This window comes from Gordonibacter sp. Marseille-P4307, assembly GCF_900604965.1.
GTDB lineage: Bacteria > Actinomycetota > Coriobacteriia > Coriobacteriales > Eggerthellaceae > Berryella.
On the sequence record NZ_UWPD01000001.1, the window covers coordinates 435,266 to 452,505 of the forward strand.

A 17,240-nucleotide genomic window follows, 5' to 3' on the forward strand; every position below is an offset into this window, starting at 1 on the left:
AGAGGTTCACGAAATCGAGCATCGTCTCGTCCCCAAGGCCACGGGGCGCGTTCGCAGGCGATGCCCGGAACAGTCAAGTGAATAGCGTGCCAGCTGCGAACGGCTGGTCACCAAGTCGAAGCGGAGCAATCCGCGCGAGGTGACCGCCCATGGGCAAAACCGCTGGCTGTCATTTAGGTGACCTCCGCTTCGGCTCTCAAGCCGAACGGAGAAACCTGATGACAAAGCAAGACAAACCACGCCGTATCTATCTCAAGTCGACGCGCACCTGGGTCGAGGTCGACGAGGAATTCTACCGCTCCTACATGCGGGAATGCGATGCCACCCGCAAGCGCATGCAATACCACGGGCGCTGCGTCTGCCCCAAGAACAAGTTCTGGCTGTGCGACACGGACTGCCCGGCCTGCGAGTTCCGCCGCACGGGCGACACCCTCTCGCTCGACAGCGAGCCGACCGACAGCGGCTACTCGCTGCTGGACACGCTGGAGGATCCGGCGGCGAGCATCGAGGACATCATCGCCGACTTCGACGAGCTGTCTCAGCTGCTCCACCGCCTGGGCGAGCTGATGCCCGAGGCCATCAAGGTCGGCATCCTGCGCGAGCAGGGACTCAACGAGTCCTCCATCGCCGCCGAGCTGGGCATCCCCCGTACCACGCTGCGCTCGCGCCTCGCCAAGGCACGCGAGCAGCTGAGCGAGGAGTACCCGGACATCCTCTAACCCCCATGGCCCCGGTTTCCCGCAGGTCGCCGGGGTCTTTTCGGATTTCCCCACGTCGCTTTCGTCAATCCGCGCGCCCCGCCTCCAGGGAAAGGCAAAGGGCGCGACGCAAGGAGGTGAACATGCCCACGACCAACAAGAGCCCCGCCCAGGAGGCAGCGGACGTGCTGGCCTCGATCTGCCGAGTGTCGAAACGTCTGGCAGGGCGGCTCGAAGCCCTCGCAAAGCAATGCCAATCCGAGGAAGGAGGACAAGAACATGACCAACGAACAGCTCATCACCGCCATCCGCGACATCAAGAGCGCCACGAGCTACATTGACGCGGTGGTCGACCAGGTGATCGGGGCGCTGGGCGGCGAGTCCGTTCAGACGGCAACGCAAGCGCCCGAGCCGCAGCCGCAGCTCAAGCTCGAGGACGTGCGCGCAATCCTGGCAGACATGTCCCGCGCGGGGTACACGGCGCAGATCCGCGCCCTGCTCGGCAAGTACGGCGCGGCCAAGCTCTCCGAGGTGGACCCGGCGCACTACGCGGCGCTGCTGCAGGACGCGGAGGCAATCGGCCATGAGTAGCCACGCACTTCTCTCCGCATCCTCGGCCTCCCGCCGGATCAACTGCCCGCCCTCCGCCCGCCTCGCCGAGAAGTACGAGGACAGGGGCAGCTCCTACGCCGCCGAGGGCACCGACGCGCACGCCCTGTGCGAGTACAAGCTGAAGGCGGCGCTCGGCATGGAGGCATGCCCCGACCCGGTCGTCCTTGTCGAGCAGCGCGTCGACTTCTCGCGCTGGGTGCGGGAGGGCTTCGGCACCGCCGACTGCATCGTCATCGCGGACGGCACCCTGCAGGTCATCGACTTCAAGTACGGGCTGGGCGTGCTGGTAGCCGCCGAGGCCAACCCGCAGATGATGTGCTATGCGCTGGGGACGCTTGACGCCTTCGACGGCATCTACGACATCGAGCGCGTGAGGATGACCATCTACCAGCCGCGCCGCGACAACCTCAGCACCGCCGAGCCCCCCAAGGCAGAGCTGCTGAAATGGGCGGACGAGGTGCTCAAGCCCGCAGCCGACCTGGCCTATGCCGGCGAGGGCAAACCCGCATGCGGCGAGTGGTGCGCCTTCTGCAAGGCCAAGAGCGCCTGCCGCGCACGAGCCGAGGCCAACCTCGAGCTTGCGCGCCACGAGTTCAGGCTCCCGCCGCTGCTGACCGACGAGGAGGTCGAGGACATCCTCGCCAAGGTCGACGGCCTGGTCTCGTGGGTGTCCGACATCAAGGAGTACGCCCTGCAGCAGGCCATCGGCGGCAAACAGTGGCACGGCTTCAAGCTCGTGGAGGGCCGCTCGAACCGCAGGTACGTCAACGACGAAGCGGTCGCCGAGGCCGTCTTGCAGGCGGGCTTCGAGCCCTACGAGCGGAGGCTCCTCGGCATCACGGCCATGCAGAAGATGCTCGGCAAGGCACGCTTCGACGAGGCCCTCGCCGGCCTCGTGGAGAAGCCGCAGGGCAAGCCCACCCTCGTGCCGGAAAGCGACAAGCGACCGGCCATGAACAACGCAAAGGAAGACTTCAACGACAACGAAGGAGAACACCATGTCTAAGAACACCACCGTCAAGAACCCCATGAAGGTCATCACCGGCGAGGACATCCGCTGGAGTTACGCCAACGTCTGGGAGCCGAAGTCCATCAACGGCGGCACCCCCAAGTACTCCGTGAGCCTCATCATCCCGAAGAGCGACACCCGGACGGTCGCCAAGATCAAGGCCGCCATCGAGGCCGCCTACGCTGAAGGGCAGTCCAAGCTCAAGGGCAACTCCAAGACCGTGCCGCCCCTGACGTCCATCAAGACGCCGCTGCGCGATGGCGACGTGGAGCGCCCGGACGACCCGGCCTACGCCAACTCCTACTTCATCAACGCAAACTCCGCCACCGCACCCGGCATCGTCGACGCCGACCTCAACCCGGTGCTCAGCCGCTCCAGGGTCTACTCGGGCGTCTACGGTCGCGCGAGCATCAACCTCTACGCCTTCAACACCAACGGCAACCGTGGCATCGCCTGCGGCCTGAACAACCTGCAGCTCATCCGCGCAGGCGAACCCTTGGGCGGCAAGGCGAGCGCCGAGAGCGACTTCGCGACCGATGACGATGACGACTTCTTCAACTAGAAGGGACGGCAAGCCATGGAAACGCTCGTTTACGCAGTGCTCGCCCTCATCCTGGGACTCGAGCTCATCTGGGTCTCGTTCATGCTCTACACCTCGGTCAGGGATGACCGCAGGGACGAGCGCGAGCGCAAGGAGCGCCTCGCCAGGGAGGCCAAGCGCGAGAAGGCCTTCGAAGCCATGAAATAGCCGACCTGGCCGGGGTCAGAAGCTCCTGGCTCCGGCCAAGCCCCTAGACAAGCGAGGTGACCTACATGGAGCAGATGGTGGAGATGGCGAACCAGCTCATCGCGATCATCGTGGGCTGCACCGCCTTCGCCCTGATCTACGGCACGATCTTCTACTTCCTCGGGTACCTGATCTTCTCGATCCTCCGGGGGATCCTCAAAGACCTGCAGCCGGTGTTCAGGCGATGGCACCAGTCCCTGAAGAGCGGGAAGAAGTGACGTCTGGGCGGCGGGGGCACCATCCCCGCCGCCCTTTCGCATGGAAGGAGTGCTGGCCTTGGAGACGATCAGCATCGACATAGAGACGTACTCCGGCGCGAGCCTGCAGAGGTGCGGGGTCTACCGCTACGCCGAGGAGCCGGACTTCGAGGTGCTGCTGTTCGCCTACAGCACGGACGGCTCGCCCGTGAGGGTAATCGACCTCGCATGCGGCGAGGAGATCCCGCAGGAGGTGCTTGCCGCCCTGGCGGACGATTCCGTGACCAAGTGGGCGTTCAACGCGAACTTCGAGCGCGTCTGCCTGTCCCGTTACCTGCGGGACCTGGGGCTGGGAGTCGGCGCGGGAAGCGCCGGGGACGCGCGCTATCTGGACCCACGGGGCTGGCGCTGCTCCATGGTCTGGACCGCCACGATGGGGCTGCCCCTGTCCCTGGAGAGCGCGGGAGCAGTGCTGGGCATCGATGTTAGTGTCAATGTATTTTTCACCGTTTCCGCCAACGCACATCCACCGTTTGCGCCAACGTACTTTCACCACTTCTGGTTAGCTCGCGCCCTCCTTTCCGTCATCCTCTCCGATCGACACGTCCTTCAGTCTGTACGACCTGCCGGTTATCTTGACGAGCGTGCAGTGGTGGCACAGGCGGTCCGCGATCGCGCTCGCCGTCACGTTGCTTCCTAAGACGTCGCCCCACCTTCCCACCGGCACGTTCGTGGTGACTATGGTCGAACGGTCGAGCACATACCTCCTGTTCACGAGCTGGAACAGCAGGTCGGCCCCCTCCTTCCCGACGTCGAGGTACCCGAGCTCGTCGATGATGAGCAGGCTGCAGTGCTCGTAGAACCGCAGCCTTCGGGAGAGGGTCTCCTTCGCGTACGCGTGCACGAGGTCCCCGACGAGCTTGGAGCAGTCGGCGAAGTACACCTGCCTGTGGGCGAGCACGGCCTCGTACCCCAGCGCGATCGACAGGTGGCTCTTCCCGACCCCGGGGCTCCCGACGAAGATCACGTTGTCCCCGATCTCCAGGAAGGACAGCGTCGCGAGCTGCTCGACCGTCCCCCTCGGCACGCTGGGCTGGAACCCCCAGTCGAAGTCGGCGAGGGTCTTTATGTAGGGGAAGTTGGCCATGCGCACGCGCCTGTCGTCGTCGGCCCTCCTCTTCCCCTCGACCTGCGCGTCAGTGAGCTCGAGGAGCGCCGTCACGAGGTCCTTCCTGCCGTCCGCCACCAGGCGCACGTACTCGGGCACCGACGAGGCCATCCCGTCGAGGCCGAGCTCCTCGAGGTTGGCGGCGAGCCTGTTGAGGGGGCTGGCCTGCACCACCGCGCTCACAGCGCGCCCCGATTGAGTCTATGAGCCCGAGGTTCGCCAGGGCGGCCTCCTCGATGTCCTCGTCGCCGAACCACCGCTTCCCCTCCATCACCTCGGCGTAGTGGGACGGGTCGTAGGCGGGCCCTCCGGCCCTGTGGGTCGCGACGAGCCTGCCGTCGACGTAGCAGTCCATGGTGCCGCCGGGCATGGAGACCACGCGCGCCGGCCGGCCGATGCAGCCCCTCGGGACGGACATGCTCTCGCCATGGGCCGTCACCAGCGTCGTGGACGGGACCTCCCCGATCCTGGTGACGTCGCCCATCGCCTCCTCCAGGACGCGCAGGTTGCCGACGGGCGCCAGCGCGTCCTGCGCCCGCCCCGCACGGTGACGAGGGCGGACATGTTGTCGGTGAGCCACTCGCGGGGCACGCCGCCGATCCTGACGATGGTCTCGTACATGCACCTCACCAGGTCGTCGGTCGTAAGGGTGTTCGACCGGATGAACACGTGGCGCCTGGAGTAGCCCAGGGTCGCGGAGTACGCGTTGAACTCGCAGACCTCCCCGTTGCGGTCCGCCATCCGGATCCCCTCCTTCCAGTCGAACTGGAGCTGCAGGCCCGGCGGGGTCTCGAACCTGGGGTGCGGCTCGGGTCCGGAGGCGGGCCCTATGGCGATCCCGTTCCTGCGCATGAAGTACGTGAAGGCGTTGTAGCCCGCGAGTCCCTCGTCCGGGTAGCGGTGGAGCAGCCACTCGTGGATGCCCTTCTTCGTCACGCCCGGTAGGAGCCCCTTCGCGGCGATCTCGTCCAGGTGGCCGTCGAACGACCCGGCCCTGAACGCCCTGCCGTCGCTCGGCACGCAGCCCTCCGCTCTCCAATGCGACGCGACGGTGTGCCTGTCCATCCCGTACCTCCTCGCGATCTCGCTGAAGTTGGGCTTGATGCCCGATTCCTTGTACATGGTCAACTCTTCGATCAGGTTTCCTGGCATGGTGGGCCCCTTCCGTCTCCTGCGGTGCATGCAAGAAGCGCAGGGCCCCGACCCGTTGGTCGAATCGGTGAAAGTACGTTGGTTGGAATGGCGCGAATACGTTGGCGCATCCGGCGCTTATACGCTGGTGGAAATGGTTGTTTTTACATTAGTCCTAACAGGGGCTTTCCTTCTCTTGGTCGTAGATGCGGACCTCGTCGAAGTTGCAGGTGAGAACCCAGCGCGGGCGCACGGAAAACGGCAGGTTGTTCGCGTACCAGAGCGCCTGCTGGTAGGGTGTTTCTGCCCCCGCCTTCTTGCTGCGCACGGTGGCCTCGTCGAGCGAGATCCCGCGCCCCTTCTGCTCGATCAGGATGCCCATGTCCTCGTAGAACACGTCGATCTTGCGGCCGCGCACCTTGCGCTCGAACTGCAGGACGTGGGTGGCGTTGGGGATGCCCAGAACCTCCTCGAGCAGCTGGATCCAGAACGAGCGCGACTGCTCCTCCTCGTTGCCCGGCTCCGCCCGCCAACGCTCCACGAACGCCCGCGACGCCGCCTTCTGCTGAACCTGGTTCATCGTCTCCGCCTCTTCGTTGGCTGTGACGGTTGCGGGGGTTACCCGCCTGGAACCGTCACAGCCGTCGCAACCGTCATTCGCCCATGGTCTTTCGGCCTCGTCCTGGGAAATGATAGACCAGCGAACAGCGCTTAACTGTTCGCGATAAGCAGTTTCTTTTGGCATCACTGCCCAAGTTATTCTGCTCAGTATTTATGAGAAAAGGCTCACCTAAAACAAAGCAGGTCAGAAGATTTAACCTTCTAACCTGCTGAAACTCTTGGTCGCGGGGGCAGGATTTGAACCTACGACCTTCGGGTTATGAGCCCGACGAGCTGACCAGACTGCTCCACCCCGCACTATGTGTGGCTGATTCGTGCAAACCAGCGAAGAGACACTTTATCACCAACGGCGCGATCATTCAAACAAAAGCGGCTTTACCCTCAAAGCTTCACAATTACCGATGCGCGCATCGCCCGAAACATCTTCCCGAAAGAAGCCCTACTGACCTTCCTCACCCAAATCGTCAACGGAAACAGTCTCAAGCTCCACGCGAATCCTGTCGATGCGCAGCTTGTCCATAGCCATCACGGTGAAGCGCGCCCGCTTGCCGTGCCCCTCCACCGACACTTCGTCGCCCTCGGCAGGGATGCGGTCGAACAGCACCAACAGCAACCCGCCCGCAGTCTCGCACTCGGACGCCTCTTCGGGCTCGAACCCCAACAGCTCCACGGTCTCGTCGATCGGCCTCAATCCGTCGATCACCACCGCGCCGTCCTCCAGCGTCTCGACGCGCCCGTCGTCCCCATGCCGATACTCGTCCTGCATCCTGCCGACGATCTGCTCCATGATGTCCGACATGGTAACGATGCCCGACGTGCCACCGTGCTCGTCAACCACCACCACGATCTTCCCGCTGCTCTGCTGAAGCATCTGCAGCAGCTTCGCCACGGGAATGCCCTCGGGAACCGCCTCGATGGGGCGAATCCGCATCTCTTCGAGCGGCATTCCCTTCGGTGCCGTGAACAGATCCTTCACGTGAATGAACCCAACGATGCGATCCTTATCCCCCCGGCACACCGGATAGCGCGTGTACTTGTAATTGCGCGCAAGCTGCATGTTCTCGGCCAACGAGTCCTCCAGGTCAAGGCATACCAAGTCGGTGCGCGGGGTCATGATGGCCTCGGCGTCCTTCTCTCCGATATCGAACACGTTGTCCACGATGGCGTTGCGCTCCGGATCGATCAGGCCGCTTTCCGTCGACTCGTCGATCAGCAGCTTGATCTCTTCATCGGTATACACCTCGTGCTCGTCGGCCGCCTCGTGGCCCGCCAGGCGCATCACGAAATCGGTGAGGGAATTGAAGCACACCATGATCGGGTACGTGACGGCGTAGAACACCTTGAGCACGGGAGCCGTCATCAGAGCGAACTTCTCGGTCGAATAGATGGCGAACGACTTGGGGATGAGCTCGCCCACCACCACGTGCAGCGACGTCATGATGATGTAGCCGATCGCGACCGCCGTTGGGGCCAGGGCAACCTGGGGCAGACCCAAAGCCTCGAACGCCGGGGTCATCAGATGCGCGAACGCGGGCTCGCCCAGCCAGCCCAGCGCCAAGGAAGCCAACGTGATGCCAAGCTGACATGCGGAAAGATACGCGTTCACATTCTCGGTGACCACTTTCGTGGCCTGTGCCCCGGGCTTTTTCTCCTGTACCGCGATATCGATCTGCGAGGGGCGGACGCGCACCATCGCGAACTCCGCAACAACGAAAAAGGCGTTCATCGCCAGAAACAACGCAACCAGAAACAAACTAAGCGGTAGCGGCATAGGGTGCTTAACTCTCCTTGGAAGGGGTATCGATTCGGTTTCTCCATTATAAACAACCGCAGGTGGTCTGCGGTAATCACGAAAGCAACCGCTATCGGAAACAGACGGATCCCAATATGGACAACAAGATTATTTTCCGCAATTAAATAGCGTATAGTGGATACAGGCGGCTTGCCACAAGATTCGCATGCGAGTTTTGAGGCAGGCCGCCTAACAACCTGGGAACACTCCCTCAAGACGAGAAAGGAACCTGCATGAAAGATCTTCTTGCCGAGTTCAAAGAATTCATCATGCGCGGCAACGTTATGGAGCTCGCAGTCGGCATCATCATCGGCGGAGCCTTCACCGCGATCGTCGCATCGCTGACGAGCGACATCATCAACCCGCTCATCGTGCTGATCTCCGGCGGCGGCACCGAGGTGTCCGGCCTGACCATCCCCGTTCCCGGAACCGCAAAGGGCATCGACTTCGGCGCCTTCATCACCGCGATCATCAACTTCCTGATCATCGCTTTGGTCGTGTTCTTCCTGGTGAAGGTCGTCAACAAGGCTATGTCCATCGGTAAGAAGCCCGTTCAGGAAAAAGCAGCTCCCACCTGCCCCTTCTGCCTCGAAGAAGTCAAGGAGGGCGCCACGCGCTGCCCGCACTGCGCCGGCGAGTTCGAGCGTCCCGCTGCCTAGCGGTCGGCACTGCAACGCCTTTATGGACGGCGCCGCCAACCGGTCGCCATCATGCAGAAGGCCCCGCCGACGCGGGGCCTTCCTCGTATCGCGCGGCAGTCCTGCGCGCTAGATCTTGTACATGTACTGGAACACGTCCTCGCGCTGAAGCGTGATCTGCACGCCCAGCTCGTCAGCCGTCTTCCCAAGGCGATCATGCACCGTGTTGAAATCGGCCACGGCCTCGTCCAGCGTAACCAGCATCGTCATCGAGAACATCTCGCCCAAGATGGTCTGGCTGATGTCGTTGATGTTCGCCCCGCAGTCGCCCAGCGTCGTTGAAACGGCGGCGACGATACCCGTGCGGTCCTTGCCCAAAACCGAAATTACGCACTTCATACAGCTCCCTTTCAACGAATGCCAACGAAGACAAGTCTAGCGTGCAACCGCCGCCCCATACCGCGACAACGGCCAACAGGTAAAAACTAACGGGGTTTCGACGGGTTAATCGCGCCGCGCGAAGATAAGGTGCATCGCCTCGTTGCGCGTGGCCTGGTTCGTTTTGAACGCTCCGCGCACCGCGCTGGTGGTCGTGGACGAACCGGGCTTCTTCACCCCGCGCATGCTCATGCACATATGCTCGGCCTCGATCACCACGATGACGCCCCTCGGCCCCAGCTCTTCCACCAGCGTATCGGCAATTTGCGAGGTCAGACGCTCCTGCACCTGGGGACGACGCGCAAACACCTCTACCAGGCGAGCCAGCTTCGACAACCCGCAGATCTTTCCTTCCGTCGAAGGAATGTAGGCAACGTGGGCCTTCCCGAAAAACGGGGCCAGATGATGCTCGCACATCGAGTAGAAGGGGATGTCCTTCACCAGAACCATCTCTTCGTGCCCCTCGTCGAACAGCGTCTCGAAATGCTCGCGGGGATCCTGCGTCAGACCCGCGAACACCTCCTGGTACATACGCGCAACGCGTTCGGGAGTTTTCCGCAAACCCTCGCGATCCGGGTCTTCGCCCACGCCTTCCAGAATCATCCGCACGCCGGTTTCGATCTTCTGCAAATCCATGCTCAATCCTTATTCAAACGAGATCTCGAGGGAGACGGGGCAGTGATCCGACCCGAACACCTCGCTGTGAATGGCAGCCGATTCCACTCGATCGGCCACCGAATTGCTCACCAGGAAATAGTCGATACGCCACCCTGCATTATTGGCGCGCGCGTTGAACCGGTAGCTCCACCACGAATACATGCCCTCGCGATCAGGGTACATCATCCTGAACGTATCGGTGAACCCGGAGTTTAGAAGCTCGGTGAACTTGCCGCGCTCCTCATCGGAGAATCCGGCGTTTCCGCGGTTGGACGACGGGTTCTTCAGGTCGATCTCGTTGTGGGCCACGTTGAAGTCGCCGCACATCACCACGGGTTTCGGCGAGGACGCCTCCGCCCCGTCGGGCATGATTCCCGACTCCAAGCCCTTGCAGAAATCGCGGAACGCGTCATCCCAGGCCATACGGTGGTCGATGCGGGCAAGGCCGTTCTGGGCGTTGGGCGTGTACACGTCGACGAACCAGAACTCGGGAAACTCGCACGCCACGATGCGCCCCTCGGTGTCCAGCTGGGCAATGCCCAGCTCGTGCACAACCTGCAAGGGCTCGCGCTTCGAGAACACCGCCGTTCCCGAATACCCCTTCTTTTCCGCATAGCTCCAGTAATCGCAGTGGCAGGGCAGGTCGAGCTCGATCTGCCCTTCTTGGAGCTTGGTCTCTTGCAGGGCGAAGATATCGGCATCGAACTGGGCGAATATCTCGTCGAACCCCTTCTTGGCAACGGCACGCAGGCCGTTCACGTTCCACGACACGAAGCGCATGGGCTTCCCTTCCATCTGATAGCCTTCGGCTGCACCCGATGATCGCGGCCCATCGAACCCAGACCCCGAAACGCAGCGGCTGATCGCTTATTTATGGTACGGCTCGCCGCGCGAAATGCGCTGAGCCCGATACAGTTGCTCGAGAAGCACCACGCGCGCCAGGTTATGCGGCAACGTGATGGGTCCGAACGACAGCGTCTCGTTCGCACGCGCGCGCACTTCGGCGCTCACCCCGCACGATCCACCGATCACAAAGGATATATCGCTTGCACCCGAAAGGGCGAGCGCATCGAGCCTTTCCGAAAAAGATTCGCTTGACCGCTGCTTTCCGTCGATGGCCAGAAGCACCACGTGCGTGCGCTGTCCCAGGGCCGCGCAGATGGCCGCGCCCTCCCGCGAAACCGCCTCGGCTTCGCCGCCCGCCTTGCGCGGGTCGATATCAGACAGCTCGACCACCGACGTTTTGGCGTAAGGCTGCAGGCGTTTAAGGTACTCGTCGCACGCAGCAGCCCAGAAGCGCTCTTTCAGCCTTCCCACGGCGATTACGGTAAAGCGCATGGCTAGGAAGCCTTTCCCGACGATTCCGCATCGGAAAGCGCCGCCCAATCGGACCCCAGAACCACCAGGAAGTCGGAGGAGAGAATGTAGTTGCCGTCGTTCATCATGGCGGTTCCCGCGCCAAGCGCTCCGGCTATCTGCTCGGCCTCGTACTTGTTGGTTGCGCTGTTGTACACAATGACGGTTTTGCCGTAATCGAAGCTTTCGGCGTTGCCGGTGGAAACGTTTGTGAATCCGGCCTCTTTAAGCTTCGTTGCGGCCTTGTCACCCAACCCCGCGACACCGCACCCGTTCCTCACCGAAACCGAGGCGCTTTTCTGCGCGGCGGTAAGCTCTTCACCCGTGGTGGCGATCACCGTACCGGACGTCTCGTCCACGATCGCCTCGCTCGAAGGCGGCTCGCCGTTGTTCATACGCGCGATCATGGCCTTCCACTCGGCCTCGTTCGTGTAGGTATACCATCCCCCATCGACATATTTGGAAGTCACCGGCTCCATAGCCGTATAGATGTCGGTCTGGGGGTCAAGCCCCCGCATCGTCTGAGCCAGCCCGATGATGTCCGTCACGTTCAGATCGGTGGTCACGTGCTTGCTGAGCGCCGATACGGTAGAGGCGATGGTGGCCGGATCGGACGACAGCATCTTCTTCGCAATGGCGGACAGCACCAGGCGCTGGTTGGCGGCGCGCATCGAGTCGGGATCGGCGTAGTCGCCGTACGTGTTGCGCGAGCGACACAGGATAAGGGCCTGATCGCCGCTGAGCGTCTGAAGGCCCGCGTCCAGGTGGCCGCCCGCGTCGGAATCGTTGATCTCGACGGGAACCTCCACCTCGATGCCGCCCAGCGCATCGACGATTTCCTTGAATCCGTCGAAGTTTATCTCGGCATAGTGGTTGATATCGACGCCCGCCATCTTCGACACGGTCTTGACGCTAAGCGCGGGGCCCCCGAACGCATGGGCGGCGTTCAGCTTCTGCTGTCCGTGTTCACCCAGATCAACAAGGGTGTCGCGATGGATGGACACCATGGCCACCTTCTTGTTCACCGGATCGATCCGAGCCAGCATGATGCTATCGGTGCGGAACGTCCCGCCGAAATACTCGTCGTTGTCGCGCTCGGCGCTTTCGTCGGTGCCCATCAGCAGCACGTAGAAGGGTTTTTTCGCCATGTCGGTTTTCACCAGAACGTTATCAAGCGATCCCCCCAGATACCCGTGCAGGTTGCCGTTAAGGTACCAGTTCGCGGCAAGGGCCAGCCCCGCTCCCGCCGCCAAAACCACCGCAAGTGCGATGCCGGCGATGCGCAGCTTTCCGCCCCGACGCTTCTTCCCGGGAGCCGTCGCATCGCCCCGGCGCTCGTAGTTCTCGCGACCGTAACTGCTTTTGGTGCGAGCTGCGCGGTTGTCGTCGGGAATCGGCACGCGCGACTTTCGGGCCAAGCGAGCCGCCGACCGAGAGCCGCGAGGGCGTTGCGGCTCGATGTCGGAAAACCCGTCGCCCACGCCTTCCTCGTAACGAGGATCGTATCCGTTCTCTCCGTATTCGGGCTCGATTCCGCCGTTTCTTCGAGCCCAGTCGTCCCAAGCCGCCATGCGCCATCTCCTATCGTGCGTTTATCGTTCGCTTCAATGGCCCTCTACGTTCTCGAGACGCCGAAACGCTAAAGCGCGCCCAGGCGCCTCCGCATGAATTCGTTCGCCGCAAGCTCGGCCGCATCGTCGATCCGATCCAGCCGCACTTCCTCCGTGTTGTCGAGGCGGGCCCGGCGTTCGTATGCTCGGCGCAGAAGCTCGTCGGCCACCTCGGGGTTCTTAGACAGAAGCGGACCGTGCAGATACGTGCCCAGCATGTTGCGATACACTGCGCCGTCAGCGTGATCGGCATCGTTGTTTCCCCTGCCCACCTGAGCGCGCACCGTCCCGAACGGATCGAGGCCCGAAGCGAGGTACGTGCGGCCCGCATGGTTCTCGTACCCCACCACAGGCGTGCTGGACCAGGCGGTATCCAGAACCACGTCGCCGATCAGACGGTTGCGGGACCCCCCTTCGGCCCGCCTCGTCTGGGCATCGAACAACCCCAAACCCGGCACGGATTCGTCCCCCATCAGCCACAGCGATCCTGCGATCTGGTACCCCCCGCAAATGGCAAGCGCAACGCCGCCGTCTTCGACGTATGCGGACAGGTCGTCGCGCATAGCAAGAAGCCCATCTGAGGCCAGGCGCTGCTCGCGGTCGGGGCCACCCCCCAGAAACACGATGTCCACCTGCGAGAAGTCCAAATCGTCCGCGCATTCCACGCGCACGACGCTTACGGGAAGCCCCCGGCGCCGCAGGCGCCAAGCAAGAACGGTCACATTGCCGCCGTCTCCGTACAGGTTCAGCAGATCGGGAAACATGTGCGCGATAACCAGCGGACGGACCCCTTCGCGAACGTCGGGGGCCGGGCTTTGCTCCAGCCGGGGTTGAGGCGGGTGCTGCTGCGCGATCTGGTCGAGCGAACAGTCCGACCGAGCAATTCGATCGAGGTCGGCCTTCACCGCGGGAAGCGCCGTATAGTTCGCTATAAGGTAAACGCGCGCGTCAGGGCACTCCGACGCCGCAAGGGAAAGAACCTCGCTTGCGCTTTCCACCAGGCGCGATTGAACGCCCGCGTACTTCAGCCGCACCTGCATGTCGTGCTTGCGGGCGCCGCCGGCACATGCAACCAAGCCCTCGATCTGGGAAAGCTCTTGGAAATCGATATCCCACAGCCACGAAACGTCTTTTCCGTCGGCCTCTTTGTCGTTGATGAAGAACGCAACGACTTTCCTTCCCTCTCCCTGGGTGATCAGCTTGAGGTTCTGATTGAATCCCGTTGGATTCTTGGCCAAATTCAGCAAGATCGGCATACCGGCGATGTCGTATGACTGCAAGCGGCCGTTCTTCGGATCGAACGCCTCGATGGCTTCGCCGAGAACTCCCGCCGAGACGCCCAGAGCCTGGGCGGCAACGTATACCGCAAGCAGGTTGTACACCATGTACACGCCGCTGAACGGAGCCGCAATGCGATCGAGCGCGCACGTTCCCTGAACGTCGAACGACAACCCTGCCTCGTCAAGCGCCACACGCTGGGCCGCATAGTCCAGATGCGCACGCGAGAAGCCGCATTTCGGGCAGCGATAGCTTCCCAGCTGGCCGTACTGGCGGTAGTCGTACTCCACAAGCGACGAGCACCGCTGGCAGATATGCGCATCGGCCACGGTGTTCTGGTCGAGCCCCATATCCTGGCCGATTCCGAACGCCACCGTCTTGTTGGGACAGCGATCGGCAATGGCCTGGCACAGCGGGTCGTCGGCGTTGTAGATAAGAACGGTGTCGGGAGATTTCTCCAGCGCTGCAACGATACTGTTCTGGATATGGTCGATCTCGCCCACGCGATCCAGCTGATCGCGGAACAGATTCAGCAGCAGCACGTAGTTCGACTGCAGAAACGGCAGAATCTTGGACAGCCACAGCTCGTCGGTTTCGAACACGCCCCAATTGGCGGATTTCACGTGAAGCAGCGCGGTGGCAACCCCCGAGTCAAGATTCGCCCCCGTTCGGTTGCACACCACCTCCATACCGGCGCGCTCGGCGGCATCGGCAAGCAAATTCGTGCAGGTGGTTTTCCCATTCGTCCCCACAACCAGAATCGATCCCGCCGTCAGGCGCGGGCGAAGGTGCGCAAGAAGCGCAGAATCGGCGTAAAGGGCGATCTTTCCGGGAAAGTTCGCTGCGGGACGTCGAAACACGTTCTTCAATCCCCAGGTAGATAAAGCACTAAGGGCGCGGGCGCCGACAAATCGCAAGCCCATCCGTTCCTCCGTTTTGATTGCTTCGTTTCCGACCGAAATCCAGGCCGGGTGGTGCAGTGCCGTCAATTATACGGGAACGAGGGTCGACATGAGAAAACGAAGCACTATATACAGAAGCGGGAAGATGCCCCCCGATACCCCCCCGAAGGCAGACACTACATAACGTTGCGATAACGGGAACATCCCGACATGGTAAAGATCCCGCAATTTCATAGCACACAATAGAAAAACGTGAGAGAGTGTAGCCATCGCAAAGGAAGCAGGGCGAACCTCTTCCTAAGCGGATTGACAACCTCCTCTTTTGTTGACACGGCGAGCAGGTCCTCCTTCCCCTCCTACCCTGCTCGCACCCAGGGCACCCCCTTTGCCCGAACAAGCTACGGCCCGCAGAACCCCCTTTCTCTGCGGGCCGTCTCGTTTCTAGCCCCCGCTACGCACCGCACCCGAAAGCGACGATGCCTTGCAGGTTGCCAGGCGGTTGGGTATACTGCATTCCTGCACTCGGAAGAGCGCATGCGCCAACGTGGCTCAGCTGGTAGAGCAACGCACTCGTAATGCGTAGGTCAGCGGTTCGAATCCGCTCGTTGGCTCCACAAAGAACGAGGTCAGACGCTTGTCTGACCTCTTTTCATTTTCCGGTGAAACCATATTTCCGGGTATAAGGGGGTATTGGTTCCTATAAGTTTTTACGGATTTTTACGGCCCTGCAGGCTTTTCCTCATTACGTCGCAATTAGCATCGATGTCGCACGTCATACTATGCGCCGATCGTCAAACCCCTATTGACTGGATTCCTCCCAAAGCTTAGAGTCCTACATGGGTACAAACACTTTCTGCGTCCCTGTATCTGTTAACCAACCTCCGCCACCGACCCTCCAACATACGGAGAGCGCCGATGACGGAGGTTTTTCTCTGATAGGAGAGAAGCATGCCTGCAAAAGACCAAAGACCTCAGAGCCGATATAGCCCAGGAAGGCGTCAACTTCATACTTGATCCGATGTGGCACACCATCTCTCGAAGCCTAAACGAGCACATCGATGGGATAGAGTCATACTGCGATAAGTTAGGACGTAGCCGAAAGGACCCTTCATGAGCGCGAACTCAACTGCTCGATTCATAGCAAGTCCCGAAACCACCCGAACCATACAGAGAACGGCAAGGGAAATAGAGCCCCGGGTTATCGAGACGCGCCGCTACTTCCACATGCATCCCGAGCTTAGCGGTCAGGAGTTCCGCACCGCCCTCCACATCGAAACCATCCTCGATAAGCTGGGCGTCGAGCACAAGCGGGTCGCCGGCACCGGCATCATCGCCACCATCCGCGGAGAAGCGCCCGACGCCTACGACGCCCAGGGAAACCCGCGGCGGCGCGTGGCCCTGCGCGCCGATATCGACGCGCTGCCCGTAACGGAAAGAACCGGGGTCGAGTACGAATCGTACAACGAGGGCGTCATGCACGCCTGCGGACACGACTGCCACATCTCCATGATGCTGGGCTCCATCGACATGATCACGCGACTGAAAACCCACCTTAGAGGCGAGGTTCGCATCATCTTCCAACCCGCCGAGGAAATATCCGACGGCGCCATGATGATGATCAAGGCCGGAGCCATCGAGGGAGTCGACGCCATCTACGGCGCCCATATCTGGAGCGAGGTCGAGGCGGGCACGATCTCGTGCGAACCCGGACAGCGCATGGCCCATACCGACTGGTTCCGCATCGATATCAAGGGGGTGAGCTCCCATGGGTCGATGCCCCACAAGGGAATCGACGCGGTTGTGGTGGGAGCCGAGCTGGTCACCGGATTGCAGGTGCTGGTGAGCCGCGACACGTCCCCGTTCGAGCCGGTGGTGGTAACCGTCGGAGAGTTCCACTCCGGAGAGGCGCGCAACATCGTTTCAGGCTCGGCCTACCTCACGGGAACCATCCGAACCTGGAGCGACGCGATGCGATCGGAGGTGCCCGAGCGCTTGGAGCGCATCGTCACCGAGGTGTGCTCGGCGTTCGGCGCGACCGCCACGTTCTCCTACGAGAACGGCAATCCCGGGCTGTCCAACAACCCCGAGCAGACCGCGATCTGCCGCGGCTCGATCGAGCGCGTGCTGGGAGAAGACGCCCTGGCCACCTATCGGGGAACGCTGTCGGGCGAAGACTTCAGCGAGTACCTGAACCGCGTACCCGGCGTGTTCGTGTTCGTGGGAGCGCGCAACGAGAAGCTGGGATGCGTGCACCCTCAGCACAGCTGCTTTTACAATGTGGACGAAAGCGTGCTGATCAAAGGGTCGATGGCCGCAGCTCAGTGGGCCGCCGACCAACTGGCCTGA

The 17,240-nt window shown here is 62.0% G+C and carries 18 protein-coding genes and 2 tRNA genes; 9 read left to right on the forward strand and 11 right to left on the reverse strand.

Translation table 11 applies throughout. The features are described 5' to 3' along the window. Positions 1-218: 218 nt before the first annotated feature. The 6 genes from EIH26_RS01940 to EIH26_RS01960 all read left to right on the forward strand — a co-directional run bounded on the left by EIH26_RS01940 (position 219) and on the right by EIH26_RS01960 (position 3,324). Positions 219-719: an RNA polymerase sigma factor gene (locus EIH26_RS01940; RefSeq protein WP_124060524.1), complete on the forward strand. Its 501-nt coding sequence runs from the start codon at positions 219-221 to the stop codon at positions 717-719. Positions 720-977: 258 nt separating this feature from the next. Next, positions 978-1,289, forward strand: a complete 312-nt coding sequence (locus EIH26_RS01945; protein WP_124060525.1) for a DNA ligase — start codon at positions 978-980, stop codon at positions 1,287-1,289. Next, complete coding sequence (locus tag EIH26_RS01950) at positions 1,282-2,316, forward strand: DUF2800 domain-containing protein (protein WP_124060526.1); 1,035 nt, start codon at positions 1,282-1,284, stop codon at positions 2,314-2,316. The genes EIH26_RS01945 and EIH26_RS01950 overlap by 8 nt, the downstream gene beginning before the upstream one ends. Then, on the forward strand, positions 2,309-2,881 hold the full coding sequence (locus EIH26_RS01955) for a DUF2815 family protein (RefSeq protein WP_124060527.1): 573 nt from the start codon (positions 2,309-2,311) through the stop codon (positions 2,879-2,881). The genes EIH26_RS01950 and EIH26_RS01955 overlap by 8 nt, the downstream gene beginning before the upstream one ends. A 15-nt stretch (positions 2,882-2,896) precedes the next feature. After that, the gene (locus tag EIH26_RS08345) at positions 2,897-3,067 is read left to right on the forward strand and encodes a hypothetical protein (RefSeq protein WP_164470947.1); all 171 of its coding nucleotides are present in this window, start codon (positions 2,897-2,899) and stop codon (positions 3,065-3,067) included. Between the two features lie 65 nt (positions 3,068-3,132). Then, on the forward strand, positions 3,133-3,324 hold the full coding sequence (locus EIH26_RS01960) for a hypothetical protein (RefSeq protein ID WP_124060528.1): 192 nt from the start codon (positions 3,133-3,135) through the stop codon (positions 3,322-3,324). Between the two features lie 541 nt (positions 3,325-3,865). Here EIH26_RS01960 and istB read toward each other — a convergent pair. From istB to EIH26_RS01990, 5 genes are all read right to left on the reverse strand, one after another. Then, positions 3,866-4,654: an IS21-like element helper ATPase IstB gene (istB, locus tag EIH26_RS01970; RefSeq protein WP_124060529.1), complete on the reverse strand. Its 789-nt coding sequence runs from the start codon at positions 4,652-4,654 to the stop codon at positions 3,866-3,868. A 252-nt stretch (positions 4,655-4,906) separates the two neighbouring features. Beyond that, positions 4,907-5,623, reverse strand: a complete 717-nt coding sequence (locus EIH26_RS01975; RefSeq protein ID WP_206424656.1) for a transposase — start codon at positions 5,621-5,623, stop codon at positions 4,907-4,909. Between the two features lie 154 nt (positions 5,624-5,777). Further along, positions 5,778-6,182 (reverse strand): type IIL restriction-modification enzyme MmeI, encoded by a 405-nt coding sequence (locus tag EIH26_RS01980; protein ID WP_206424657.1) that lies wholly within the window; start codon positions 6,180-6,182, stop codon positions 5,778-5,780. Positions 6,183-6,442: 260 nt separating this feature from the next. Further along, positions 6,443-6,520, reverse strand: a tRNA-Met gene (locus EIH26_RS01985). A gap of 142 nt (positions 6,521-6,662) precedes the next feature. Next, entirely contained in the window at positions 6,663-7,994 is a 1,332-nt protein-coding gene (locus EIH26_RS01990; RefSeq protein WP_124060530.1) for a hemolysin family protein, read from the reverse strand. 254 nt (positions 7,995-8,248) lie between these two features. Between EIH26_RS01990 and mscL the strand changes: the two genes are divergently transcribed. Beyond that, positions 8,249-8,674, forward strand: coding sequence for a large conductance mechanosensitive channel protein MscL (gene mscL, locus EIH26_RS01995; protein ID WP_124060531.1), 426 nt, complete (start codon positions 8,249-8,251; stop codon positions 8,672-8,674). A 108-nt stretch (positions 8,675-8,782) separates the two neighbouring features. On the opposite strand, the gene EIH26_RS02000 is transcribed toward mscL, so the two are convergent. The 6 genes from EIH26_RS02000 to EIH26_RS02025 all read right to left on the reverse strand — a co-directional run bounded on the left by EIH26_RS02000 (position 8,783) and on the right by EIH26_RS02025 (position 14,915). Then, positions 8,783-9,052, reverse strand: a complete 270-nt coding sequence (locus EIH26_RS02000) for an ACT domain-containing protein (RefSeq protein ID WP_124060532.1) — start codon at positions 9,050-9,052, stop codon at positions 8,783-8,785. A gap of 105 nt (positions 9,053-9,157) precedes the next feature. Then, positions 9,158-9,727 (reverse strand): GTP cyclohydrolase I FolE, encoded by a 570-nt coding sequence (folE, locus tag EIH26_RS02005; RefSeq protein WP_124060533.1) that lies wholly within the window; start codon positions 9,725-9,727, stop codon positions 9,158-9,160. A 9-nt stretch (positions 9,728-9,736) separates the two neighbouring features. Then, on the reverse strand, positions 9,737-10,528 hold the full coding sequence (locus EIH26_RS02010; RefSeq protein WP_124061749.1) for an exodeoxyribonuclease III: 792 nt from the start codon (positions 10,526-10,528) through the stop codon (positions 9,737-9,739). An 87-nt stretch (positions 10,529-10,615) separates the two neighbouring features. After that, positions 10,616-11,086 (reverse strand): 23S rRNA (pseudouridine(1915)-N(3))-methyltransferase RlmH, encoded by a 471-nt coding sequence (gene rlmH, locus EIH26_RS02015; RefSeq protein WP_124060534.1) that lies wholly within the window; start codon positions 11,084-11,086, stop codon positions 10,616-10,618. Positions 11,087-11,088: 2 nt separating this feature from the next. Beyond that, positions 11,089-12,675, reverse strand: a complete 1,587-nt coding sequence (locus EIH26_RS02020; RefSeq protein ID WP_124060535.1) for an LCP family protein — start codon at positions 12,673-12,675, stop codon at positions 11,089-11,091. A gap of 68 nt (positions 12,676-12,743) precedes the next feature. Further along, on the reverse strand, positions 12,744-14,915 hold the full coding sequence (locus EIH26_RS02025) for a MurT ligase domain-containing protein (RefSeq protein WP_124060536.1): 2,172 nt from the start codon (positions 14,913-14,915) through the stop codon (positions 12,744-12,746). A 517-nt stretch (positions 14,916-15,432) separates the two neighbouring features. Between EIH26_RS02025 and EIH26_RS02030 the strand changes: the two genes are divergently transcribed. After that, positions 15,433-15,508, forward strand: a tRNA-Thr gene (locus EIH26_RS02030). 496 nt (positions 15,509-16,004) lie between these two features. Continuing rightward, positions 16,005-17,240 carry an amidohydrolase gene (locus tag EIH26_RS02035; RefSeq protein ID WP_124060537.1) on the forward strand — a complete coding sequence of 412 codons (1,236 nt, stop codon included), beginning with the start codon at positions 16,005-16,007 and terminating at the stop codon, positions 17,238-17,240.